The organism is Pseudomonas sp. TE3899, assembly GCF_056279105.1.
Genome location: NZ_JBWBQR010000001.1, coordinates 4,460,479 through 4,481,551, shown reverse-complemented (window position 1 = coordinate 4,481,551; position 21,073 = coordinate 4,460,479). Strand labels below are relative to the sequence as shown.

Here is a 21,073-nt window from a genome sequence, read left to right as displayed (position 1 = left end):
GGTTACGACCAGCGGCGGAAGATCAGCGAAGTGTTGACGCCGCCGAAGGCAAAGTTGTTGTTCATCACGTATTGGTTGCTCATCTGCCGGAACTCGCCGCGCAGGTAGTCGAGCTTGCCGCAGTGCGGGTCGATCTCGTCGAGGTTGAAGGTGTGCACGTACAGGTCGCGATTGAGCATTTCGATGCTGAACCAGGACTCCAGCGCACCGCAGGCACCCAACGTGTGACCGAGGAAGCTTTTCTGCGAACTGATCGGCATGTGTTCACCGAACAGCGCACTGGTGGCCAGTGTTTCGGCAATGTCGCCCTGTTCTGTAGCCGTGCCGTGACCGTTGACGTAGCCAATGTCCGACGGCTGCAAACCGGCATCTTCCAGCGCCAGTTCCATCGCGCGGCGCATGGTCACCTGCTCGGGGCGGGTGGTGTGCTGGCCGTCGGCGTTGCTGCCGAAACCGACGAGTTCGGCATGGATGTGTGCGCCGCGTGCCAGGGCGTGTTCCAGTTCTTCGAGCACCAGCATGCCGCCGCCTTCACCGATCACCAGGCCATCGCGGCCCTTGTCGTACGGACGTGGGCTGGTTTGCGGCGCGTCGTTTTTCAGGCTGGTGGCGTAGAGCGCGTCGAAGACCATGGCTTCGGTCGGGCACAGTTCTTCGGCGCCGCCAGCGAGCATCAGCGGCAGGCGCCCGAACTTGATCGATTCGTAGGCGTAGCCGATACCCTGGCTGCCGCTGGTGCAGGCGCTGGAGGTCGGGATCAACCGGCCGGTGAGGCCGAAGAAGATGCTGATATTCGCTGCCGTGGTGTGCGGCATCATCCGCACGTAGGAGTTGGCGTTCAGGCCTTCGGCCACCGAGTTGAGCAGCATGTTGCCGAATGCCTTGATCTCGTCGGTGCTGCCGGTGGACGAACCACAAGCGACGCCCATGCGCCCGTCCTTGATCGATTCGTCGCCCAACAGCCCGGCGTCGGCCAGCGCTTGCTCAGCAGCACCCACAGCCAGGCGCGAAACGCGCCCCATGCTGCGCAGTTGTTTGCGGGTCCAGTGGCTCGGGACTTTGAAATCATCGATGGGGCCAGCCAGGCGCGTGTTGAGTTCAGTGAAGCGATCCCACTCGTCCATGCGGCGAATGCCGCTGCGGTTGGCCGCGAAGTTGCCGGCGATGGTGTCCCAATCGCTGCCCAGTGAAGTAATGCCGGCCATGCCGGTGACGACGACGCGCTTCATCAGCACAGGCCTCCATTGACGGCCAGAACCTGGCGGGTGATGTACGAGGCTTCCGCCGACATCAGGAAATTCACGGCGCCGGCCACCTCTTCGGGGGTGCCCATGCGTTGTGCGGGGATCATTTTCATCAGTTCTTCCACCGGCACGTTTTCGTCGAGCATTGCGGTGTCGATCAGGCCGGGTGCGACACAGTTGACGGTAATCTTGCGCTTGCCCAGTTCGATCGCCAACGCTTTCGCCGCGCCGATCAACCCGGCCTTGGAGGCGCTGTAGTTGACCTGGCCACGGTTGCCGATCAAGCCGGACACCGACGTGATGCACACTATCCGCCCGGCGGCGCGACGACGGATCATCGGCATCATCACCGGGTGCAACACGTTGTAGAAACCGTCGAGGTTGGTGCGCATCACCACGTCCCAATCATCCTCGCTCAGGGCCGGAAAAGCACCGTCACGGGTCAGCCCGGCGTTGAGCACCACGCCGTAATAGGCACCATGGGCTTCGACGTCGGCTTCGAGAATGGCTTTGCAACTGGCGCGGTCGGACACGTCGAATTGCAGCACGCGGGCATTACGGCCCAACGCCTGAATTTCGCCTTGAACAGCGATCGCCTCGGCCATGCCGCTGCGGCAATGCAGCACGATGTCATGCCCGGCCTGGGCCAGGCGCAAGGCGATGGCGCGGCCGATGCCACGGCTGGAGCCGGTGACCAGTACGAATTCAGTCATCACTCGACTCCTTGGATTTCTTGAAGGTATTGCGCCGCTTGCGGCGGGCGATACACGTTGAGCCGGGCGGTGGCGTGGATGCCGGGCGCGTTGATGTGGCATTCGAACACGCCCATGCCGCTGTCGTCTTCCAGCGAACGCAGGCCGTGGATGGTCAGCTCGGTGCCGGCGGGGAAGTGTTCGACGTTGCATTCGAATTTGCGGGTGCCGAGCAAAAAGCCCAGCTCCACCGCATCGCCACGGGCCCGGGCATGGCAACCGGCGTAGGCGGCGACGCTCTGGGCCATCAGTTCGATGCCGACCCAGGCCGGCAGGCTGCCGTCGGGGCGGTTGAACAGGCCATTGGGTTTGACGGTGAGGCGAGTGTGAATCTGCTCGTCATCGAACGACAGGATCTGCTCGATGAGGATCATGTCGCCAGCGTGAGGCAGCAGTTCGGCGAGCGGCCAGGCAATCATGGGGCGTCTCCGATAATCAGGCTGACGTTATTGCCACCGAAGGCAAACGAATTGCTCATCAGGTAGCGGGGTGCAATGGACGCCAGGCGATGGGCCGGCGTCACCCAGTTCAATGGCGGCAAGTCGGGGTCGGGCTGGCCGTCCCAGAGGTGCGGCGGCAGGGCGTGCTCGGGATTATCGGCGCTCAGGCTCAACCAGCAGAACGCCGCTTCCAGGGCCCCGGCGGCGCCGAGGGTGTGGCCGGTCATCGGTTTGGTCGACGAACAGGGCACGCCGTCCGGGAACAGCGCAGCGACCGCCAGGCTTTCCATGGCGTCGTTGTGCTGGGTGGCGGTGCCGTGCAGGTTCAGATAAGCGATTTGCGACGGCTCCAGGGCCGCGCGGCTCAAGGCCTTGCGCATGGCTTGCTGGGCGCCACGGCCGGTCGGTTCTGGCGCAGAAATATGGTGCGCGTCGGAGCTGGCGCCGCTGCCGAGCAGGGCAATCGATGGGCCGTCGCCCGGTTGCTTGCTCATCAAGAACAGCACCGCCGCTTCGCCAATGTTGATGCCGTTGCGGTTGGCCGAGAACGGGTTGCAGCGCTGCTCGGACACCGCTTCCAGGGCCGAAAAACCATTGAGGGTCAGTGTGCACAAACTGTCGACGCCGCCGCACAGCACGGCATCGCACAACCCCAGGTCGAGCAGGCGCTGGGCACTCATCAAGGCCCGGGCGCTGGAGGTGCAGGCGGTGGAAATCACATAGGCCGGGCCGCTCAATTGCAGCCAGTCGGCCAGGAAATTCGCCGGTGCACCGAGTTCCTGCTGCCGATAATCGTAGTCGGCGGGGAATTCATGCTCACGGATGTAATGCGCCAACCCGCGACTGGCTTCGTCGATGCCCGAGGTGCTGGTGCCCAATACGATGCCGATGCGGTCATGGCCGTAGGTCTGGATCGCTTGCTCGATGTCCGGGCGAATTTGCAGCGCCGCTTCCAGCAGCAGTTGATTGTTGCGGCTGCGCTGGTCGGCCAGTTCCGGGGGAATCGGCGCGAGTTCGCCCTGCACCGCGGCCACGGGCAATGAACGTCCCGTCACCCAGCCCGCCTCGCTGCGCATGCCGGAACAATCGCCGGCAAACAGGTTGCGCGCGACTTCCCGTTTGTCGCGACCCAGGGCGCAGATCACTCCCAAGGCGTTCAACCAGGCGGTCATGGCGTGTCCCCGTTCAGCGGCGTGACTTGGTATTTCGGGCCTTTGGGCAGGTTCAATTCAAAGCTCATCGGGCGTGAATATCGGACGTCCCAGCGCTCGGGCAAGGTTCGTTGCGCGCCATGCTGCCAGGCGACGGGGTAATTGCTTTGCAACTCACCTTCCGGCGTCAACGCAAACAACAGCGCGGCGAACAGCTCCCGGGCTTCCGGATTCGGCGGCAGCAGACCGTCGGCCTGCCAGGCGCCGTCGATCAGCTTCTGCCGGGCCTGGGGAATGCCCAGTAAATCCATCATCGACCAACGCAGGGCCGGGCCTTCTTGCTGAATCACCAATACCCAGTCCTGACGCTGGTCGGCCGCCAGACGCTGGATATGCAATTGCAGCGGCAGCGCCAGGCTCGGGCTGTGCTCGGGCAGCGGGGCGCGGCTGGCGCAGGCGCTCAGCAGCAGGACACAACCCAGGAGCAGGAAACGAATCAGCGAGAATCTCTGTGGCGAGGGGGCTTGCCCCCGTTCGGCTGCGCAGCAGTCGTGAAACCATTGCATGCGGTTAACCAGACATTTTGCGGTTGCAGGTTTTGGGGCCGCTTCGCAGCCCAACGGGGGCAAGCCCCCTCGCCACAAAAGCTCTTCAGTTGCGCCAGACATCACACAGCACCTTCAAGCGGCTTGCGCGCCACCACATTGACCAGGGTTTCTTCCCGTTGGCCAAAGGGCTTGGGCTTGCGCAAACCAAAGCGTTCAAGCAAACCGAAATCCTTGGCGCGGCTCCACCACAGGTACGGATAAGACACATTCTGCGGGCCGAATTCGAAACCCTGCTGGCGAATCATCTCCAGATACCCGGCCGCGCTCTTTTGCACGTGCATCGGGTGGCGGAACAGCCAGCGAATCACCCACGTATCAATGTAAGCCTCGGTGGACTCGGCGAACAGCAGATAGCCGCCGGGCTTGAGTACCCGATAGAACTCGGCCAACGCCTGGTCCTGCTCCACCAGATGATGAAAGGTCTGGTGGCAGAACAGCAGATCGACACTGGCGTCCGGCACGTTGAGCGTCGCGCAATCGCTGCCGATCAGTTCCACGCTCATGCCCTGGCGCGCCGCTTCTTCACCGCTGAGGTTCAGGCTGTGCGGATCGGCATCCACACCGATCAGACGCTGGGGCGCAAAGGTCTGGCGCAGGTACTGGAACGACTTGCCCTGGCCGCAACCAGCATCCAGCAACACCGGGTGGCTGGGTGGCGACTCGCTGAACAAACCGCGCAAATCATTGATTGCCACCCGCAGCACATGGTGCTGCCAGGTATGGCTACGCAGGAACCAGAAACCGAATTTGGTTTCCTCGACGTAGTTGTCGCTCAGGTAGCTCATGTGGCTTCCCGTGCGCAAATTTCCGAAATCACCTTCAACCGGCGTTTCGCTTCGCTGACGAACGGGTTGCGTTCATCCCAGGCGTAACCGGCGAGGATCGAGGCGATCATGCGGCGGATATCGGTGGAGCTGCCGTCGTGGAAAATCACGTCCTGGAAGGTGCCGGCGTACCAGCCTTCGACGTAGCAACGGAAGGTGTCGACGCCGCGTTTCAGCGGGTCGGCGAACTCGGTCTGCCAGTCAACGCTTTCGCCCTGCAATTGCCGATGCAATACACCGGCGGCCATGCTCGCCGAGCGCATGGCGATGGTCACGCCGGAGGAGAACACCGGGTCGAGGAATTCCGCCGCGTTGCCCAGTAGCGCAAAGCCTGGACCATGGAGGGTTTTGACGTTGGCCGAGTAGCCGCCGATGGTGCGTGCCGGGGTGTCCCACACGGCATTGTTCAGCACACCGGACAGGCTTGGGGTTTCGGCGATAAAGCCGCGCAGGCACTCGTCGAGATCATCGGTGCGGCCTTCGAAATGTTCGGCCGCCGCCACCACGCCCACCGAGCAACGGCCGTTGCTGAACGGGATGGTCCAGAACCAGATATCGCGATGAATCGGGTGGGTGGTGACGAGGATCTTGGTACGGTCGAAGTTCGGGTGGTCGATGTGGTCTTCGACGTGGGTGAACACGGCTTGGCGCACCGGGAAATTCGACGGCGCTTCCAGGTCGAGCAAGCGCGGCAACACCCGGCCGTAGCCGCTGGCATCGAGCACGAAATCGGCTTCGACACGGTACTCGCTGCCATCGTCGCGCAGCACCGTCAGCTGCGGTTTCGCCAGGCTGAAATCGGCGCTGACGATGGCTTCGCCATAGCGCAATTCCACGCCTTGCAGCGCCGCTTGATCGGCCAGCAGCTTGTCGAAATCGGCGCGTTGCACCTGGAAGGTGGTCGGCTTGCCGTTGCTGAACGTGTCACCAAAATCGAACGCACTGTACTGCTCGCCCCAGGCGAATGCGGCACCGGTTTTGAGCTGGAACCCGGCGGCGTTTACCGCGTCGAGCATGCCGGCTTCTTCGACGAAATCCAGGCAGTGGGACAGCAGGCTTTCACCGATGGAAAAGCGTGGGAAATGCTGGCGCTCGATCACCAATACATCGTGACCCTTGCGCTTGAGCAGCGCGGCGGCGATGGCGCCCGAAGGCCCGGCCCCGATGACCACTACCTGACGATGTTCCATTTCAACGATTGGCACGTGGACTCCTTGCCGGGGTGGCGATAATCAGCGGGATTCGATGCATGCCGGCCAGTGCCGGCAGCAGTGTTGCGATCAGGCCCATCAGCATCAGCGCAAAGTACAGCGCCGGGCTGATGAGGTGTTGTTGCAGCAGCAGGTTGAGAAAGACGATCTCGCTCAACCCGCGAATATTCAGCAGCAGGCTTTCGCGCCAGCGACTGGCGCCATCCACCGAAACGCCGGCCCAGCCCAGGCCCAGCCAGTTGCCCAGCAGTTTGCTGGCAATCGGCAACAGCAACAGCGCAATCAGTGGCAACCAACCGAGGCTGGCCATGGCGGCGTGCACATCGATCTGCACGATGCCGAATGTGAGGATCAGCGGGATGGCGATCCAGGTCTGCAAACGATTCATCCACAGCGCCGGCAACGGCAACACCAGCGGTATTTTGAGCGCGGCCATGCACAGCAAATAGCCGATGCCGAAAATCAGCGCGTTGAGCTTGAAGTGCTCGGCCACCACCAGCAGTGCGAAGAAGCCGCCGCTGTACAGCAAGGGTTGGCGCAAGCCAAGCAGGCGCAACAGCACCGGCAGGCACGCGCCGGCCAGAGGCAGCAACAGACTGCTCAGGTGCAGGCTGCCCTGGGCGAAGCCGAACAGCGTCCAGCAGGTGAGGTCGATCAGGATCGCGGTCTGCACCAGGCGCCGGGTGGCGTCGGGCGGGTAGTTGATGTGTCGCAGGTAGAGGTACAACACCGGGATCGCGGTGATGGCGAAGACCAAACCGACGGCCAGCGAGCTGATCCACGCTTGCGGCGGCAACAGCCACACTGCCGTCGCCAAGCCGCAGGCGAACGGCAGGCAGAAACTCGGCAGGGCGATTTTCAGGCTCTGGCGGTCCAGCTTCAGGTCGATCACGTCGCTGAGAATGTGCCCCAGCAACAGCGCGAAACTCAGGCTGTAGAGGTTTTTCAGCCACACCGGGGAAATCAGCGCGGCGCCGCTGAGCTCCCAGCCCGGTTCGATCCAGAAATACATCAGCAGCGGCAGGCCGAACGTCGCCAGCAGCAACTGGCTGACAATCGGGATCAAGCCGAAATGCCGACCGACGCGGGTGGCCACGGCGAACATCCCCAGGGCCATGACCCAAAACAGCGCGATCATCATGCTGTTGGCTCCGCGACTGCCACGGCGTGGGTCTGACGGCCCGCCCATGGCGCGAGGATGAAGCTGAACGCCAGGCCGAGGCTCACCGACAGGCCGAAGTTGCTCACTGCCGGTGTGCTGGACACCGCCAGCAAACCGAACGACAGCCACGTGGTCAGCGCCGCCAGCAAGGTGCCCAGCAGGCTCACCGCAGCGCCGCCGACCTGTTCGCGCATGAGGATCGCGTAATCGACGCTGATCGCCGTGACCAGCAGCAGGCCAAACAGGCTGAACAAGGTCAGCGGCTGGCCGAGCCAACCGAGGCTGGCCAGGCTGCACAGTGCGGCGAGCAGCGGCAGGGCGACGATTCTCAAGGCGCCGCTGAGGCCGAACGGCAGGATCAGCACCAGCACGATCAATACGCAGGAGGCGAGTTTCAATTCCGCCGCGCTGATCTGGGTTTCAGCGAACACCTTATTCAGTTCGCCCAGACGATCCACCAGTTCCACCCCCGGCAAGTCCAGGGCCTGGACCCGCAGCAGCGACGGATTGTTCAAGCCTTGCAGGCTGACCATGGCCGCTACGCCACCGTCATCGGTCGGCCCCAGCCACAGGGTGCGATAAGGCTCGGCCAGCGGCCCGACCAGGGCTGCGTCGATGTCTTCGGTGGGCAGCGCCTGTAACTTCGTCAACTCGGCTTGCAACGCCTCGACCGGTACACCGACATTGAGCAACGGTTGCCAGAACTGCGGCAGCTTGGTCAGCGCGTCGCGCACTTGCTTCTGTTCGCTCGGCTGGCTGACCAGTTGGTTGAGGGACAAGAAGCCCTGGAGTTTGTCGAGGTTGACCAGTTGCTCCAGGCGATCACCGAGGGCGGCCTGGCGTTCGAGCAATTCTTGCTGGTTGGCGGCGCGGATCAGGAAAAACTGGCTGGTGGGCTGGTAGCCGGTGATGCGCGCGATGGCTTGCGCTTCGTCGGTCAAATGCTGCGGCATGCCGACCCATTGGCGAATGTCGTTCTTGGTGCTGAGCTGCAACAGACCGCCGATACAGAAGGCGGTCAGCAGGGCCAGCAACACCGGCGTGCGGGCACGCTGGAGCATCGCTTCGCGCAGGTTCACCAAAAATTCGGCCACCCGCAACGGCCATTGCGCCGGACGCAGGTCAGAACCCTTGAGCAGCGCCGGCAACAGGCACACCGCCGACAGGTAGGCACCGAGCAGGCCGGCGGCGGAGAACACAGCGATTTGCGTCAACGCCGGGAACGGTGTCCAGGCCAGGGCGAGGTAGCCGATGCAACTGGTGATCAGGCTCAGGGTCAGCCCCGGCAGGGTCAGGCGCAGGGCGGGCCAACTGTTCCAGGGTTTCAGGCTCCAGCTCTTGGACAGGTAGTGCAGCGGGTAATCGACGGCGACGCCGATCAGGCTTGAGCCCAATACCAACGTCATCACATGCATATGGCCGAACAGCGCCACGCACGCCACGCCACCGAACAACATGCCCACCAACACCGGGACGAATGCGAGCAATACACGCAAACGCCGGAAGGCCAGCAACAGCAGCAACAGAATGCCCAACGTGGCGCCGCCACCGACCCAGGTCATCTCCCGGGTGGCTTGTTGCTGACCGTTGGCCGCATAGAGCAAGCCACTGGCGGCGAGCAATTGCACGTCGCCCTGGGCGGCTTCTTCGCGACTGTGTTTGAGCAGGTCGGCCACTTGCAGCGGCAGGTTCATGTCGAAGGCATTACCGGTGGTACGCGCGCGCAGCAGCACCCAACTCTTGCCGTCGGCATCGGCGATCAAGGCGCCGCTGCCGATGTCCAGTTGCACCGCGCCATGTTGTGGCTGGCTGTTCTGGATGCGCCCGGTCAGGCCCAGCCAGTCGTCCTGGCTCGGCACCAGGCTGAAACCGGTGAAGGGGTCGAACAGCGCTTGCACCCGTTGCTGGATAAAGGCGTCGGGATGTTTGATCAGTTGTTGCCGATCCGCGTCCGCGAGCATCGCCAGCCGGCCTTGCAGCAGTTGCGTGCGCAGGGCGGGCAAGTCGGCTTGCAGGGTCCACTGGACCTTTTCGAACAGGCCGCTGGCCTGCCACTGTTCGCCGAGTTTCTGCGCCATGGCCACCGCGTGCTGGCGATCGGTGTGGCCGACCAGTACCAGCATTTCGCGGTTCAGCGGTTCTTGCATGCGTTGTTCGGCGCGCAGTTCCAGCGCGTCCGGCGCCGTGCCGGGCACCAGTTCCATCAGATTGGCCGACAGCGGGGCGCCGTCACGCCATTGCCAACCGGCGAGTGCGAGCACCGCCAGCAGCAGGATCAGGAACAGCCGTGGGAGCCTCCGTTCACTCGGCAAAATCATGTTGCTCCGCATCGCTTAACGGTTGGGCGCTGGTGCTGTCCTGCATGCGCATGAGGGTGCTGTCGCCCTGGGTTTCGAGCAGTTCGATGCTGTTGACCAGTTCGCCGCCGTCGATGTTGATCTGGTTGAACACCTGCTTGAGCAGCATCGAGCGCGGGGTCAGGGTCAGCTTCCATTTCTGGGCGTCGCCACTCAGCGAGAGCTCGAAATCCCGTTGCAGACCGCTGCTGTCGCCTTGCAACACGGCGAGGAACAAACGGTTCTGCTCCGCGCCCGCGCTCTTGCCCGGCAGCAACTGCCAGCCGTTGGCATCCCGCCGGGCGATACCCTTGGCGGTGATGCGGTAATCCTGTTGCAGCGGGGTTTTCAGCAGCCACAGCAAGCCGTGGTTTTTCGCGAGGACGAAGGTGCCCTTGCTGACCAGCGGCTGCGGCAGGGCGCGCAGGTGTTTTTCCTGGATGAAGTGGCCGTGGATCACGTCGGGTTTGGCCAGTTGATCGCTGAGCTGTTGCAGGTCGAAGGCATTGGCGAGTGACGACAATCCGAGCAGCGCTAACGCGCCGAGGCATTTGAAAATGGTGTTCATGGCAGCATCCTTTCAACAGCATCGGTGAAGACTTTCGGCGAGGCCAATTGCATCTCGCGGCTGCTCATGTCGACGGCGACCTGCACGGTGCTGGCGCGGGTCAGGCGTTCGCCGGTTTGCTGATCGCTGATCAGGTAGTTGATCTTCAACCGGTTCTCCCACTCCACCAGACTGGCGCGCACGTTGAGCGTCTGGCCGAACACCGCGCCGCGCACATAACGCAGTTGCAGGTCGATCACCGGCCAGGCAAAGCCCGACTCGACCATCGCGGTGTAGTTGTGGCCGAGCTTGTCCAGCAGCGCACACCGGGCAACTTCCAGGTATTTGACGTAATGGCCGTGCCAGACCACGTGCATGGTGTCGACGTCGAAGAACGGCACGAGGATTTCCGTATCGGCGTGAAGCACTCCCTTGCTACGCATGCAGCCTCCAGTGTTGCTCGGCGATTCGTTTCAGGCACAGCCGCAGTTCGCCTTCCAGGGCGCGGTCTTCGATGACCGGCGGGAAGTCCTTGGCCAGTTCCTCGTGCATCGCCGCCAGGGACGGCGGCAGGGGGCGTGCGTCCTCGGCCTGGCCACGCAGCCACACGCCTTGATTAGCCGCGAGCAGGGTCGCGGCGGCGACCTGTTCGGTCAGCTCCAGCACCCGAACGGCATCGCGGGCGGCGATGGTGCCCATGCTCACTTTGTCCTGGTTATGGCACTCGGTGGAGCGCGAGAACACGCTGGCCGGCATCGTATTTTTCAGCGCTTCGGCGGTCCAGGCGCTGGTGCCGATCTGCACGGCTTTGAAGCCATGGTTGAGCATCGCGCGGTCGGCACTGGCGCCGGACAGGTTGCTCGGCAAACCGTGGTTGTAACGCTCGTCCACCAGCAGCGCGAGTTGCCGATCCAGCAAGTCGGCGACGTTGGCCACCAGGGTTTTCAGGCTGTCCATGGCGAACGCGATATGGCCGCCGTAGAAGTGCCCGCCGTGCAGCACGCGCTCGGCTTCGGCGTCGATGATCGGGTTGTCGTTGGCGCTGTTGAGCTCGATCTCGATGAACGACCGCAGCCAGTTCAGGCTGTCGGCCAACACGCCGAGCACATGGGGTGCGCAACGCAGGGAATAGCGGTCTTGCAGGCGATGCAGCGGCGCGGTCGGCGCGTCGATCGCCAGATCCTTGCGCAACCACGCGGCGACTTGCATCTGCCCCGGATGCGGCTTGGCGGCGAACAGGCGCTCGTCGAAATGCTCAGGATTGCCTTGCAGCGCGACCACGTTCATCGCGGTGATGCGCGTGGCCAGTTGCAGCAGGTAATCGGCGCGGGCGAAGGCCAGGCAGGCGATGCCGGTCATTACGGCGGTGCCGTTCATCAACGCCAGGGCTTCTTTGGGGCGCAACACCAGCGGCGTCCAGCCCAGTTCACGATGCACATCGGCAGCTTCGCGACGTTCGCCACGGAACATCACTTCGCGCTCGCCGGACAAGGTCGCGGCGACGTAGGACAGCGGCGTCAAATCACCGCTGGCGCCCACCGAGCCTTCTTCCGGGATCAGCGGCAGGATGTCGTGTTCGAGGAAGGCTTGCAGGCGTTCCAGCAGTTCCACGCGCACCCCGGACACGCCGTGGCACAGCGACTGCAAACGCGCCGCGAGTACGGCGCGGGTCGCTTGGGCGTCGAGCAATTTGCCCAGGCCGCAGCCGTGGAACGTGTACAGATGACGCGGTAGCGCTTCGACGTGATGCAGCGGCACCGCGACCACGCAGGAATCACCGTAACCGGTGGTCACACCATAGATCACGCCTTCCTTGTCCAGCAGGGAATCGAGGAATCGCGCGCCTTTGGCGATGCGCTCGCGAAATTCAGGGTCACCCTGCAGCTGCGTCGGCGCCTGACGATTGGCCAGGGCCAGCACGTCTTCGATGCGCAAAGGGAGTTCGCCGAAGGTTACCGGCTCAAGCGTTGGCGTCGTCATCGGTCTTCCAGAAAGGGTAAAAGTTGAACCATTGTTGTGGCGCTTCAAGGCAATAGTGACCCAAGCGTTCGGCGTAGCGGGAAGCCCACTGATGAATGACCTGTTCGCGGTCGCTGCGCTTCCACTCCACGGCCTCGGCGAAGGGTTCGAGGCTTAGTCGGTAGGCGCCCGTCGGTTGCTTGAGGCACAGCAACAGATTGACCTTGCACTTGAGCAAACCGGCCAGCAGCCAAGGGCCCTGGGGGAACGCCGCCGGATGCCCGAGGAAGTCCACGATCACGCGACGCCCGCCATGCAGCGGCACGCGGTCACCGGCAATCGCCAGCCACTCGCCGCGCTCCAGGCGTTCGTGCAGTTGCAGCATGATCACCGGGTCCAGTTCGCTGACCTGAATCAGCCGCAAATTGGTCGCCCCGGCTTCGCCGAGCAGGCGGTTGAACTGTTCGGCGTGCTTGGTGTGCACCAGCACGTTCATGGTGACTTGTTCGCCGATCTCCGCCAGCGCACGGCAGACCTCAAGATTGCCCAGGTGCGCGCCCACCAGCATCTGCCCACGGGCGCCGCGCAGTTGGGTGCGCAACAGCGCCGGGTCGTCGATTTCGATCTGCTGGATGCTCAGCTTGCCGTTCCACACGTCGAGCTTGTCGAGCATGGAATCGGCGAAGGCCATGAACTGGCCGAAGACCCGCCAATGGGTCGGGCGCAACGCTGGGCGCGCGCTGAAGTCGGCGAGGCGTTGCTGGTATTGCCAGGCGCTTTTGCGCGCGCTGCGGCCGAACAGGAAAAAGTACAAAACGATGCCGTACAGCAACGGGCTCAACAGCCGCCGACCGAGCACTTTGGCGCAGACAGCGGTGAATTTCATCAGCCAGAAACTGCCGCGCTCCTGGCGGTCGGCCCAATGCTTTTTATCCGCGTCAGTGCTCATGCCCGCCACCGTCGCCAGAGGATCACCGGAGCACGCAGCAACATGCCGAAGAACAGCCGGGTGTGCATGCTCGAAATCAAAACGTTGTCGTGGAACAGGCGAAAGTGCGAAACGCCATCCAGCGGGTAATGGACCTTGGTTTGCAGCCACTGCATCGGCAGGTTTTGCCAGGCCAGCCGCACCAGAATGTCCGAGTCGAAATCCATGCGCTTGCCGATCTTCGCCGAACTGATCAGCGCCAGGGTCGGTGGCAAGGGATAGACGCGGAACCCGCACATCGAATCGCGGATCTGCAACGACAAGGTGTTGATCCACACCATCACGTGGGTCAGGTAGCGCGCATACAAACGGCCCTTGGGCACGCTGGCGTCGTACAGCGGATAACCGCAGATCACCGCGTCCGGGTGGGCGCGGGACAGTTCGATGAAAGCGGCGACGTCGGTCAGGTCATGCTGGCCGTCGGCGTCCACTTGCAAGGCGTGGCTGAAGCCCAGGCGCGAGGCTTCGCGCAAACCGGTCATGACCGCGCCGCCCTTGCCTTGATTGACGGTGAGGCGGATCAGATAGACGTTGTCCCGCAGCGCCAGTTGATCGAGCACCTTGGCGCAGGCCGGGGTGCTGGCGTCGTCCACCAGAATGCACGGCAAACCTTTGGCGAGCAGGGCATCGACCACCGTGGTGATGGCGGTTTCGTGGTTGTAGACCGGGATGATGGCGCAGGGGTTATGCATCCGCTGCCTCCAGCACAATCCGCCCGCTGGAGCAGGTGGCGGTGTCATTGCGGAAGGTGAAATACAGCTTGCTGCGCACCGGGTCGAACCGCAGGTGCAGCTGGATTTCATCGCCCGGACGCACCAGTTGCTGGAATTTCAGCACTTCCATGCCGGCGAAACTGGCCGGCAGGTCCATCAGCTGTTGACCCAGGCTCAGCGCCCAATCCACCTGCACCACGCCGGGCAAGACCGGTGCCTGGGGAAAGTGTCCGCTGAAGTAGGCGAGGTCCGGTGGCACAGCCAGTTGCAGGCTCCATTCGCCGTCGGTTTCGACCTGTTCCAGCACCTCCGGTCCCTTGGGACGCGGTGCCAGTAGCAGCGCTTCGACCTCGGCCTGAGGCAGTTTGCCTTGGGCGTTCAGTGGCAGTTGCCGCAGCAAGCGCCAGCGCCGAGGCAAGGCCAGGGCTTCGCAATGCTGGCTCAGGTGCTGCCGCAGTTCTTGGGTGAGGGTTCGCCGCCCCTGATTGCGCAGGGCATGCAGCCCTTTTTGGCTGAGCACCAGCAGCGCACCCAGTGAGGCGCGGTTTTCCTGCACCACCCCGAGGCGCACTTCGGCGACCCAGTCGTGGGCCATCAGCGCCTGTTCCAGCATCGGTAGCGAGATACGTTTTTCTTCCAGTTTGACGATGCGGTCCAGCCGTCCCAACAGTTCGAAACGGCCATCGGTGGCGATCCGCGCAGCGTCGGCGGTGTGTTCGACGTGGTCGGCGGGCAAGTAGGGCGAGACGATCAGCAGCGCACCGTCACTGTCCTGGCTCAGGATGACGTCGGCGAACGGCTGCCACAGATCTTGCCCCTGACGCCAGGCAATGCCGCCGGTTTCCGAGCTGCCGAGGATTTCTGTCGGCCATTGCTGCAAGCGCTCGAACAGGCTTCGGGCAGCTTCGGCGGGCAATGCGCCACCGGAGGAAAACACTCGGCGCACCGCGCTCAGGGCGGGCCAGTCGAGGTTGTCACCCATGCGCTTGAGCAGCGCCGGGCTGGCGACCCAGGCGAACACCGGGTGTTCGCGGCTGGCGCGCTGCAAGTCTTCCGGGAAGGCCAGTTGCTTGCGTACGAACGGTCGCCCGGCGCACAGCGGCCACAGTACCCGGAACAGCAAACCGTAAATGTGTTGGGTGCCGACACTGCCGATGATGCACGCCGGGCCGAGGTCAGCGCCCCACAGCTGTTCCAGGGCTTGGACTTCATTGGCCAGCTGGCGCAGGGTTTTGTCGATACGCTTGGGTTCGCCACTGGAGCCGGAGGTGCACAGGCTGAGCTGGCAGCGATCCAGATCCAGCGCGGCGGCGGGCATTGGCGAATGCTGATAGTCGCCGAGGTGTGCGTCGTCGGCCTGATCGGTCAGCCACAGATCGACTTCGTTCGACCAGCGCTGGCGCGTCTGGGCTTGCAGATCGGCCGGCAGCAGCACGCTGACCCCGGCACGCCAGGCGCCCAACAGGGCAATCGCCAGCTCGGCGCCATCTTCAAGGTGCACGGCGATGCGCTGCACGCCCTGGGCTTGCAGGCCGGCGGCGAGGCTCAGGGCCTGTTCGCACAGTTGCGCGTGATTCAGCGCCGGTTCGGCCGTCATGGCACGTTCCGGCTGAGCCTTGAGCAGCAAATGCTCAAGTGTTATCCAATTCATGGGTGGCCTCGTACCCGTTGTCGTATCAGCCATTCAATGGCAAACATCAGGCCGATCAATCCATAGGAGATCAGGCCGGTGTACAACATCCACCAACTCAGCGGCGCCCAGAGCGTCAGCGCGGCGGCGCACAATCCGTTGCAAAGAAAAAACACGCTCCAGGCCACCGTGACCTGGCGGGTATAAACGATTGCCTTGGCCGGCAGTTGCGGTTCACGCAGACGGGCCAGGCGTTCAGCCATGGGCGGGCCATATTTCAGGCTCAGCCCGAACAGCGCGAGCATGAAGCCACTGATCAGCACCGGATACCAACGCAGCAGTTCCGGGCTATCGAACACCGCCAGCAGCAGGCAAAACACGATGGCGATAATGGCCATCCATCGACTGCCCGGGCGCCGCACGCCGGTCAGCGCACGCGCCAGCCACAGGCTGCCCAGCAGCAAGCCAAACTGCCACGGGGCGAAGTGCTCCATGCCGAAATACACCGCAAAGGGGTACAGCAGGCCCGCCAGCAGCAGGCCGAGGCCGATCAATCGGCTCATGCGGCCGGTTGAACCAGACGGTAGACCGCCTCGACCACGTCACTGACGGTACGCACCGATTTGAATTCTTCGGCGGCGATTTTCTTGCCGGTCTGGCGCTTGATGTGGTCGATCAGGTCGACCGCGTCGATGCTGTCGATCTCCAGATCCTGATACAGGTTGGATTCCAGGCTGACACGCGCTGGGTCCAGCTCGAAGAGTTCGACCAGGGCATCGCGCAGGGTGTTGAAAATGTCGTCACGAGTTTGCATGGTCCGGTCTCAAGCTGCCTGTTTTGCAGTGACGAACGCCGCAAGGCTCGCCACGTTGGTGAAGTGATTACGGGTGTCCTTGGCGTCGGCGTCGATCTTGATGCCGTACTTTTTCTGGATCGCCAGGCCGAGTTCCAGGGCGTCGACCGAGTCCAGGCCCAGGCCTTCGCCAAACAGGGTCTGGTCGTCGCCGATGTCGTCGATGCTGATGTCTTCGAGGCCCAGGGCGTCGATGATCAGTAGTTTTATGTCACGGTGCAGATCGCTCATCTTCGGCGAGCTCCTTAATAAAGTAGTGATGCAGATAGTCGTTGAGCTTGCGCGAAGCCTGCGGGGGAGCGCCTTGCGCGGCGAAGGCTTGTGGGTCTATATCGGCACCCACACGGAAACTGAAGTGCACGCGACGTTTTGGTATCCGATACCAGGGCTCGGCCTTGGTCAATGTGCTCGGGCTGACCTTGATGATCACCGGGGTGAGGATTTTCGCACCGCGCAGGGCAATGGCCGCGGCACCCCGATGAAAGGCTGGCGCCTGGCCGGGTTGGGTGCGCGTGCCTTCGGGGAAAATGATCAGGGTCTGGCCGCTTTTGAGGGCATCGGCCGCGGCGTCGAGCATGTCCATGCTGCCATCGTTGCTGATGTATTCGGTGCTGCGCAGTGGACCGCGGGTGAAGGGGTTCTCCCAGAGGCTTTTTTTTGACCACGCAGTTGGCGTGGCGCACCAGGCCGATCAGGAACACCACGTCAATCAGCGACGGGTGGTTGGCGATGATCATCTGCCCCGCACGGCCGAGTTTTTCCGCACCCTGGATGTCGTAGGTCAGCACTCCTGCGCGGGCCATGAACCGGACAAAAAACCAGAAACAGCGACTGACGGTTTTGCGCGCCCGCAGCCGATGGGCCTGGGCATCGCCGGGCAGGCAGCCGAGCAGCGGAAAAACCAGCAGCCGCAGGCACAGCCCGCCCAACCCGAACAGGGTGAAGCTCACGGCGGTGGCCAGCAGGCGCCAGTAATAGGCGTCGCGGTTTTTATCGGCTACAGGTTGCGTTGCCAGGTCCATACACGATTTTTCCAGGCATGTTGGCAGGTTGACTGCTGGCCGAGCAGGGTACGCAATAGATTCAGGGCATGGGGCCAGTGAGCGTTGGACAGTGCATCCGGGTTGCTGTTCAGGGACAGCTGCCAGTCGGTGCCGGGGGTGAGCAGCAGACCGACCGCATAAGGGAAGGGCACATCGTCGATCCAGGCCGAGTAGGCCTTGGGCGGTTGTTCTTCAGTAACCACCAGCAGAACGGCGGGCGCGCCCTCGGAAAGTAGCGCCGCGGCCTCAAGCATGCCGTGTTCAAGGCCGTCGCCAGCGGCGGCCAGGGCCGTCATCTCGCTGGTTTCGCCGCGCATGATCGACCACAGGCCGATGACCGCGTTATGCACAGACAGGCTGAATTGGGTCGGTGACAGCGGCTGATCGGCCGCCAGGTCACTGAGAATGTCGAAGGTGCGTGGGGTTTCGCCGTGACGGGAAATAAAGACCAACGGTAGGTCCCGCCGACCATCGGCCAACGGCCAGCCCACACTGAAGGCCATCCGCGCCAGGCGACTGAGTCGACGACGCTGCATGGCCGGCAGGAGCGACACATCGGGGGCGGCATCGCTGCATGGGAGTGCGACCGGTTGTCGGCTCCAGGCCTGCCAATCGTCCACGCTTTCGAGCCCAGGGGCCCATGCGCGCCATTGGGCGATGTTGAAGTTGATCACAAAGATTCATCCCGCCCCTGCGGGCTTTCCTTGACGGGCCGGTCGCAAAATCCACAGCCGACCTGACGTGGCGCTTAACGCCGAGTGGCGCGCATTATCCCGGTGCGGCCGGCGTGTAGCAAATACTGGTTACAGTTTGCGCAAACAAATGTACCGCTTGGTTCGTGAAAAAGCTGTCGTTTGGCCATTATCCACGTTGCGGCAAGCAAGTCTGTCGTCCCTGTCTGCAATCAACCGACGAGTTCGCGGCTTTTTCGCCAGGAGATTACGTCTGACTGTGTAGTCCCCATGCCCGCGAGGTAGCTAAGCAGCGCTTTGGACTACTACACTCGGTCATTCTTTGGTACACGGAGGTTTTGACATGCGGCGCGTGGTGTTCAATCAGAAAGGCGGTGTGGGTAAATCCAGCATCGCCTGCAATCTGGCAGCGGTCAGTGCCAGCGAGGGCTATCGCACCCTGTTGGTGGATCTCGATGCTCAGGCCAACTCCACTCAGTACCTGACCGGCCTCACCGGCAATGACATCCCCATGGGCATTGCCGATTTCTTCAAGCAGACCCTGTCTTCCGGGCCGTTCTCGAAGAAAAACCAGGTGGATATCTACGAAACTCCGTTCGATAACCTCCACGTCATCACCGCCACCGCCGAACTGGCCGACTTGCAGCCCAAGCTTGAGGCCAAACACAAGATCAACAAGCTGCGCAAACTGCTGGATGAGTTGAGCGAAGACTACGACCGGATCTACCTCGACACCCCGCCGGCGCTGAACTTCTATGCGGTGTCGGCGTTGATTGCCGCTGATCGGGTGCTGATCCCGTTCGATTGCGACAGCTTTTCGCGTCAAGCGTTGTACGGCCTGCTGGCGGAAATCGAAGAGTTGAAGGAAGACCACAACGAAGGGCTGGAAGTCGAAGGCATTGTGGTTAATCAGTTCCAGGCCCGTGCGAGCCTGCCTCAGCAAATCCTCGACGAACTGATCGCCGAAGGCCTGCCGGTGCTGCCGGTGTACTTGGGCAGCTCGGTTCGCATGCGTGAATCGCACCAGGCCAATACGCCGCTGATCCACCTCGACCCGCGGCACAAGCTGACGCAGCAGTTTGTCGAGTTGCACAATTTGCTGGAAAACGCCTGACTGCCCTTTGTAGGAGCGTGGCTTGCCCGCGAAGAGGGTTTAACATTCAACGCTGTCGTTGAATGTCAGTTCGCCTTCGCGGGCAAGCCACGCTCCTACGGTTTCGCGGTGTTTTCGAGATCTCGTTCAAATCCCCTGGCTACGCAACCAGCTCATCAACTGCGGCAACGGAAACGCCCCGCTCTGGCGCGCCACTTCCCGGCCGTTCTTGAACAGAATCAGGCTCGGAATCGAGCGAATCCCCAACTGCGCCGACAACTGCTGATTCGCCTCACTATCAAGCTTGGCCAATCGACACTTCCCCGCCAACTGCCCCGCCGCCTGCTCAAACACCGGCGCAAACGACTTGCACGGCCCACACCACTCCGCCCACACGTCCACCAGCAACGGCAGATCACCCTTGATCTGGCTGGCGTAATCGCCTTGCTTCAATTCGAAAGGCTTGCTCAGCAACACCCCGGCCTTGCAGCGCCCGCATTTCGGATGATCGCTGAGGCGCTCGGCGGGGATGCGGTTGAGGCCGTTGCAGTGGGGGCAGGGGATTAGCAGTGGCTCGGACATGCGTGCGGCTCCGCAAAAATCGATAAGAAGCAGGGTAGATGGTGGCGCGCGGGCGAATATCAAGTTGCCTGAGAGATCCACTACCGTGGACTGGCGCACTCAGACTGGCAATGAGGTCCAGGGCAGGTGCGCGAAATCAGCGGTTTTGTATGAACAGCGCGGTGTCTGGCAGCAACGAGCCCAGGATGCTGAGGAAGCGATCCAGCAAGTGTTCCGGCAGATGCACATCGAACCTGTCATTGCGGTCCGCCTGACACGCGACAACCCGGTTGTTTGGGCGATCGATCAGCACTCGCTGATACGAACTCCAGGGCACCGAGATCTCCGAGCGCGCCTCAATGTCCAGCCCTAGCCAGTGGTGGATGCTGTAGTGGTGGACGGTCTTGCGGCGACCCATCATGACCCACAAGTAGCCCATGATCAGCAGCCAGGTCACGCCAAAGACGCTGTTGAACAGCACGGATTTCCCCCCATGGCCGGGTGGGCCGAAGTGGCTTTCATACAGGCTGTTGGCCAGAACGACGATTCCTGGCAGAACAAGTACCGACATGGCGATATTCCATGCTCCGGTCGGCCGGGTCTGGACCTTGACCGACCAGCACATCAGTGGGGGGTGCGGTCGAATGCGGGTCGTGGGTGGCGAAGTCCTTTTCACCAGAAGGGGATCATCACGACGACGGGCCGTCCTTGCGTGATTGAAACAATATCTGCCATTTATCGCTGGTGTCGACAATGGAGTACTGGTTATTGCAGGTGAGGATGACCCCGATTTTTTTGCAGAACACGACCTCGACAATGTTGTCCTTGGTCGTGCAGACGGTAATGTCTTCGAGCGGCATAAATACTTCTGCACCTTGTATCGCGTAATGCACCTCGCCCCCCGGGTGCATCTGGTAGCCCCATCCGCCTAACGGCCCGCGTAGTTGATAAACCGCAGCTTTCGCGCCTTGCGCGGTGGCCAGTTTGTGCAGCGGCAGTTGCGTGACGCCGACCCAATCAACATAAAACCTGGCGGGACCACCAAGAAATGCGAGCGCGGCTCTTTCTTCGTCGCTTAGTTGACGAACCGGCACGGCGTTCCTGATTACGCTTCGGGTCGTTAGGGCCAAGGAAAAATACTCCCAGGCAATGGGAGTCACCTTGAGCAGCACGATCACTCCAAAACCCAGGATCAGCAGCCCTTCAAGATCGCTTTTGCTGATCACACCAATACCTCATCCTGCTGCGGGGTGTTACAGAAAGGCA

23 protein-coding genes and 1 pseudogene are annotated in these 21,073 nt (G+C 62.5%); 1 reads left to right on the top strand and 23 read right to left on the bottom strand.

Features of this window, described 5'->3' with window-relative positions; translation table 11 throughout:
• Nucleotides 1–2: 2 nt before the first annotated feature.
• The 20 genes and pseudogenes from ACZ89E_RS20385 to ACZ89E_RS20290 all read right to left on the bottom strand — a co-directional run bounded on the left by ACZ89E_RS20385 (nucleotide 3) and on the right by ACZ89E_RS20290 (nucleotide 18,141).
• Entirely contained in the window at nucleotides 3–1,229 is a 1,227-nt protein-coding gene (locus tag ACZ89E_RS20385) for a beta-ketoacyl-ACP synthase (RefSeq protein WP_149659184.1), read from the bottom strand.
• Complete coding sequence (fabG, locus tag ACZ89E_RS20380) at nucleotides 1,229–1,957, bottom strand: 3-oxoacyl-ACP reductase FabG (protein ID WP_149659185.1); 729 nt, start codon at nucleotides 1,955–1,957, stop codon at nucleotides 1,229–1,231. The genes ACZ89E_RS20385 and fabG overlap by 1 nt, the downstream gene beginning before the upstream one ends.
• On the bottom strand, nucleotides 1,957–2,415 hold the full coding sequence (locus tag ACZ89E_RS20375) for a hotdog family protein (protein ID WP_149659186.1): 459 nt from the start codon (nucleotides 2,413–2,415) through the stop codon (nucleotides 1,957–1,959). The genes fabG and ACZ89E_RS20375 overlap by 1 nt, the downstream gene beginning before the upstream one ends.
• Entirely contained in the window at nucleotides 2,412–3,608 is a 1,197-nt protein-coding gene (locus ACZ89E_RS20370; protein ID WP_476256332.1) for a beta-ketoacyl-[acyl-carrier-protein] synthase family protein, read from the bottom strand. The genes ACZ89E_RS20375 and ACZ89E_RS20370 overlap by 4 nt, the downstream gene beginning before the upstream one ends.
• Nucleotides 3,605–4,087, bottom strand: a complete 483-nt coding sequence (locus tag ACZ89E_RS20365) for a hypothetical protein (protein WP_463260560.1) — start codon at nucleotides 4,085–4,087, stop codon at nucleotides 3,605–3,607. Before ACZ89E_RS20365 ends, ACZ89E_RS20370 begins: the two co-directional genes overlap by 4 nt.
• Nucleotides 4,088–4,254: 167 nt before the next feature.
• Entirely contained in the window at nucleotides 4,255–4,980 is a 726-nt protein-coding gene (locus ACZ89E_RS20360) for a class I SAM-dependent methyltransferase (RefSeq protein ID WP_149659188.1), read from the bottom strand.
• A complete protein-coding gene (locus ACZ89E_RS20355; protein WP_476256331.1) occupies nucleotides 4,977–6,224 on the bottom strand; it encodes an NAD(P)/FAD-dependent oxidoreductase in 1,248 nt (415 codons plus the stop codon). The genes ACZ89E_RS20360 and ACZ89E_RS20355 overlap by 4 nt, the downstream gene beginning before the upstream one ends.
• Nucleotides 6,211–7,371, bottom strand: a complete 1,161-nt coding sequence (locus tag ACZ89E_RS20350; protein ID WP_476256330.1) for a cation:proton antiporter — start codon at nucleotides 7,369–7,371, stop codon at nucleotides 6,211–6,213. The genes ACZ89E_RS20355 and ACZ89E_RS20350 overlap by 14 nt, the downstream gene beginning before the upstream one ends.
• On the bottom strand, nucleotides 7,368–9,710 hold the full coding sequence (locus ACZ89E_RS20345) for an MMPL family transporter (RefSeq protein WP_476256329.1): 2,343 nt from the start codon (nucleotides 9,708–9,710) through the stop codon (nucleotides 7,368–7,370). Before ACZ89E_RS20345 ends, ACZ89E_RS20350 begins: the two co-directional genes overlap by 4 nt.
• Entirely contained in the window at nucleotides 9,694–10,296 is a 603-nt protein-coding gene (locus tag ACZ89E_RS20340) for an outer membrane lipoprotein carrier protein LolA (RefSeq protein ID WP_476256328.1), read from the bottom strand. The genes ACZ89E_RS20345 and ACZ89E_RS20340 overlap by 17 nt, the downstream gene beginning before the upstream one ends.
• A complete protein-coding gene (locus tag ACZ89E_RS20335; RefSeq protein WP_149659193.1) occupies nucleotides 10,293–10,718 on the bottom strand; it encodes an acyl-CoA thioesterase in 426 nt (141 codons plus the stop codon). The genes ACZ89E_RS20340 and ACZ89E_RS20335 overlap by 4 nt, the downstream gene beginning before the upstream one ends.
• Nucleotides 10,711–12,255: an HAL/PAL/TAL family ammonia-lyase gene (locus ACZ89E_RS20330; RefSeq protein ID WP_149659194.1), complete on the bottom strand. Its 1,545-nt coding sequence runs from the start codon at nucleotides 12,253–12,255 to the stop codon at nucleotides 10,711–10,713. Before ACZ89E_RS20330 ends, ACZ89E_RS20335 begins: the two co-directional genes overlap by 8 nt.
• Nucleotides 12,236–13,183 carry an LpxL/LpxP family acyltransferase gene (locus tag ACZ89E_RS20325; RefSeq protein ID WP_463259179.1) on the bottom strand — a complete coding sequence of 316 codons (948 nt, stop codon included), beginning with the start codon at nucleotides 13,181–13,183 and terminating at the stop codon, nucleotides 12,236–12,238. Before ACZ89E_RS20325 ends, ACZ89E_RS20330 begins: the two co-directional genes overlap by 20 nt.
• On the bottom strand, nucleotides 13,180–13,914 hold the full coding sequence (locus ACZ89E_RS20320) for a glycosyltransferase family 2 protein (RefSeq protein WP_149659196.1): 735 nt from the start codon (nucleotides 13,912–13,914) through the stop codon (nucleotides 13,180–13,182). The genes ACZ89E_RS20325 and ACZ89E_RS20320 overlap by 4 nt, the downstream gene beginning before the upstream one ends.
• Nucleotides 13,907–15,586, bottom strand: a complete 1,680-nt coding sequence (locus tag ACZ89E_RS20315) for an ApeI family dehydratase (RefSeq protein ID WP_476256327.1) — start codon at nucleotides 15,584–15,586, stop codon at nucleotides 13,907–13,909. The genes ACZ89E_RS20320 and ACZ89E_RS20315 overlap by 8 nt, the downstream gene beginning before the upstream one ends.
• Nucleotides 15,583–16,128 carry a COG4648 family protein gene (locus ACZ89E_RS20310; RefSeq protein WP_149659198.1) on the bottom strand — a complete coding sequence of 182 codons (546 nt, stop codon included), beginning with the start codon at nucleotides 16,126–16,128 and terminating at the stop codon, nucleotides 15,583–15,585. Before ACZ89E_RS20310 ends, ACZ89E_RS20315 begins: the two co-directional genes overlap by 4 nt.
• On the bottom strand, nucleotides 16,125–16,379 hold the full coding sequence (locus tag ACZ89E_RS20305) for an acyl carrier protein (RefSeq protein WP_007947135.1): 255 nt from the start codon (nucleotides 16,377–16,379) through the stop codon (nucleotides 16,125–16,127). Before ACZ89E_RS20305 ends, ACZ89E_RS20310 begins: the two co-directional genes overlap by 4 nt.
• 9 nt (nucleotides 16,380–16,388) lie before the next feature.
• Nucleotides 16,389–16,649, bottom strand: coding sequence for a phosphopantetheine-binding protein (locus ACZ89E_RS20300; protein WP_149659199.1), 261 nt, complete (start codon nucleotides 16,647–16,649; stop codon nucleotides 16,389–16,391).
• Nucleotides 16,630–17,440 (bottom strand): annotated as a pseudogene (locus tag ACZ89E_RS20295) (lysophospholipid acyltransferase family protein). The gene ACZ89E_RS20300 and the pseudogene ACZ89E_RS20295 overlap by 20 nt, the downstream one beginning before the upstream one ends.
• Entirely contained in the window at nucleotides 17,416–18,141 is a 726-nt protein-coding gene (locus tag ACZ89E_RS20290) for a beta-ketoacyl synthase chain length factor (protein ID WP_476257063.1), read from the bottom strand. Before ACZ89E_RS20290 ends, ACZ89E_RS20295 begins: the two are co-directional and overlap by 25 nt.
• Before the next feature lie 355 nt (nucleotides 18,142–18,496).
• Between ACZ89E_RS20290 and ACZ89E_RS20285 the strand changes: the two genes are divergently transcribed.
• Nucleotides 18,497–19,267: a ParA family protein gene (locus tag ACZ89E_RS20285; RefSeq protein WP_054053184.1), complete on the top strand. Its 771-nt coding sequence runs from the start codon at nucleotides 18,497–18,499 to the stop codon at nucleotides 19,265–19,267.
• Between the two features lie 126 nt (nucleotides 19,268–19,393).
• On the opposite strand, the gene trxC is transcribed toward ACZ89E_RS20285, so the two are convergent.
• The 3 genes from trxC to ACZ89E_RS20270 all read right to left on the bottom strand — a co-directional run bounded on the left by trxC (nucleotide 19,394) and on the right by ACZ89E_RS20270 (nucleotide 21,033).
• Complete coding sequence (gene trxC / locus ACZ89E_RS20280; RefSeq protein WP_149659202.1) at nucleotides 19,394–19,828, bottom strand: thioredoxin TrxC; 435 nt, start codon at nucleotides 19,826–19,828, stop codon at nucleotides 19,394–19,396.
• Nucleotides 19,829–19,964: 136 nt separating this feature from the next.
• Nucleotides 19,965–20,378: a hypothetical protein gene (locus ACZ89E_RS20275; RefSeq protein ID WP_476256326.1), complete on the bottom strand. Its 414-nt coding sequence runs from the start codon at nucleotides 20,376–20,378 to the stop codon at nucleotides 19,965–19,967.
• 118 nt (nucleotides 20,379–20,496) lie between these two features.
• The gene (locus ACZ89E_RS20270) at nucleotides 20,497–21,033 is read right to left on the bottom strand and encodes a hypothetical protein (protein WP_149659204.1); all 537 of its coding nucleotides are present in this window, start codon (nucleotides 21,031–21,033) and stop codon (nucleotides 20,497–20,499) included.
• Nucleotides 21,034–21,073 lie beyond the last annotated feature (40 nt).

Bases quoted from the DNA above. Each gene is read 5' to 3' on its own strand.
- ACZ89E_RS20385 (WP_149659184.1), bottom strand. From the start codon at position 1,229: ATGAAGCGCGTCGTCGTCACCGGCATGGCCGGCATTACTTCACTGGGC.
- fabG (WP_149659185.1), bottom strand. From the start codon at position 1,957: ATGACTGAATTCGTACTGGTCACCGGCTCCAGCCGTGGCATCGGCCGC.
- ACZ89E_RS20375 (WP_149659186.1), bottom strand. From the start codon at position 2,415: ATGATTGCCTGGCCGCTCGCCGAACTGCTGCCTCACGCTGGCGACATG.
- ACZ89E_RS20370 (WP_476256332.1), bottom strand. From the start codon at position 3,608: ATGACCGCCTGGTTGAACGCCTTGGGAGTGATCTGCGCCCTGGGTCGC.
- ACZ89E_RS20360 (WP_149659188.1), bottom strand. From the start codon at position 4,980: ATGAGCTACCTGAGCGACAACTACGTCGAGGAAACCAAATTCGGTTTC.
- ACZ89E_RS20350 (WP_476256330.1), bottom strand. From the start codon at position 7,371: ATGATGATCGCGCTGTTTTGGGTCATGGCCCTGGGGATGTTCGCCGTG.
- ACZ89E_RS20345 (WP_476256329.1), bottom strand. From the start codon at position 9,710: ATGATTTTGCCGAGTGAACGGAGGCTCCCACGGCTGTTCCTGATCCTG.
- ACZ89E_RS20340 (WP_476256328.1), bottom strand. From the start codon at position 10,296: ATGAACACCATTTTCAAATGCCTCGGCGCGTTAGCGCTGCTCGGATTG.
- ACZ89E_RS20335 (WP_149659193.1), bottom strand. From the start codon at position 10,718: ATGCGTAGCAAGGGAGTGCTTCACGCCGATACGGAAATCCTCGTGCCG.
- ACZ89E_RS20330 (WP_149659194.1), bottom strand. From the start codon at position 12,255: ATGACGACGCCAACGCTTGAGCCGGTAACCTTCGGCGAACTCCCTTTG.
- ACZ89E_RS20325 (WP_463259179.1), bottom strand. From the start codon at position 13,183: ATGAGCACTGACGCGGATAAAAAGCATTGGGCCGACCGCCAGGAGCGC.
- ACZ89E_RS20320 (WP_149659196.1), bottom strand. From the start codon at position 13,914: ATGCATAACCCCTGCGCCATCATCCCGGTCTACAACCACGAAACCGCC.
- ACZ89E_RS20315 (WP_476256327.1), bottom strand. From the start codon at position 15,586: ATGAATTGGATAACACTTGAGCATTTGCTGCTCAAGGCTCAGCCGGAA.
- ACZ89E_RS20310 (WP_149659198.1), bottom strand. From the start codon at position 16,128: ATGAGCCGATTGATCGGCCTCGGCCTGCTGCTGGCGGGCCTGCTGTAC.
- ACZ89E_RS20305 (WP_007947135.1), bottom strand. From the start codon at position 16,379: ATGCAAACTCGTGACGACATTTTCAACACCCTGCGCGATGCCCTGGTC.
- ACZ89E_RS20300 (WP_149659199.1), bottom strand. From the start codon at position 16,649: ATGAGCGATCTGCACCGTGACATAAAACTACTGATCATCGACGCCCTG.
- ACZ89E_RS20285 (WP_054053184.1), top strand. From the start codon at position 18,497: ATGCGGCGCGTGGTGTTCAATCAGAAAGGCGGTGTGGGTAAATCCAGC.
- trxC (WP_149659202.1), bottom strand. From the start codon at position 19,828: ATGTCCGAGCCACTGCTAATCCCCTGCCCCCACTGCAACGGCCTCAAC.
- ACZ89E_RS20275 (WP_476256326.1), bottom strand. From the start codon at position 20,378: ATGTCGGTACTTGTTCTGCCAGGAATCGTCGTTCTGGCCAACAGCCTG.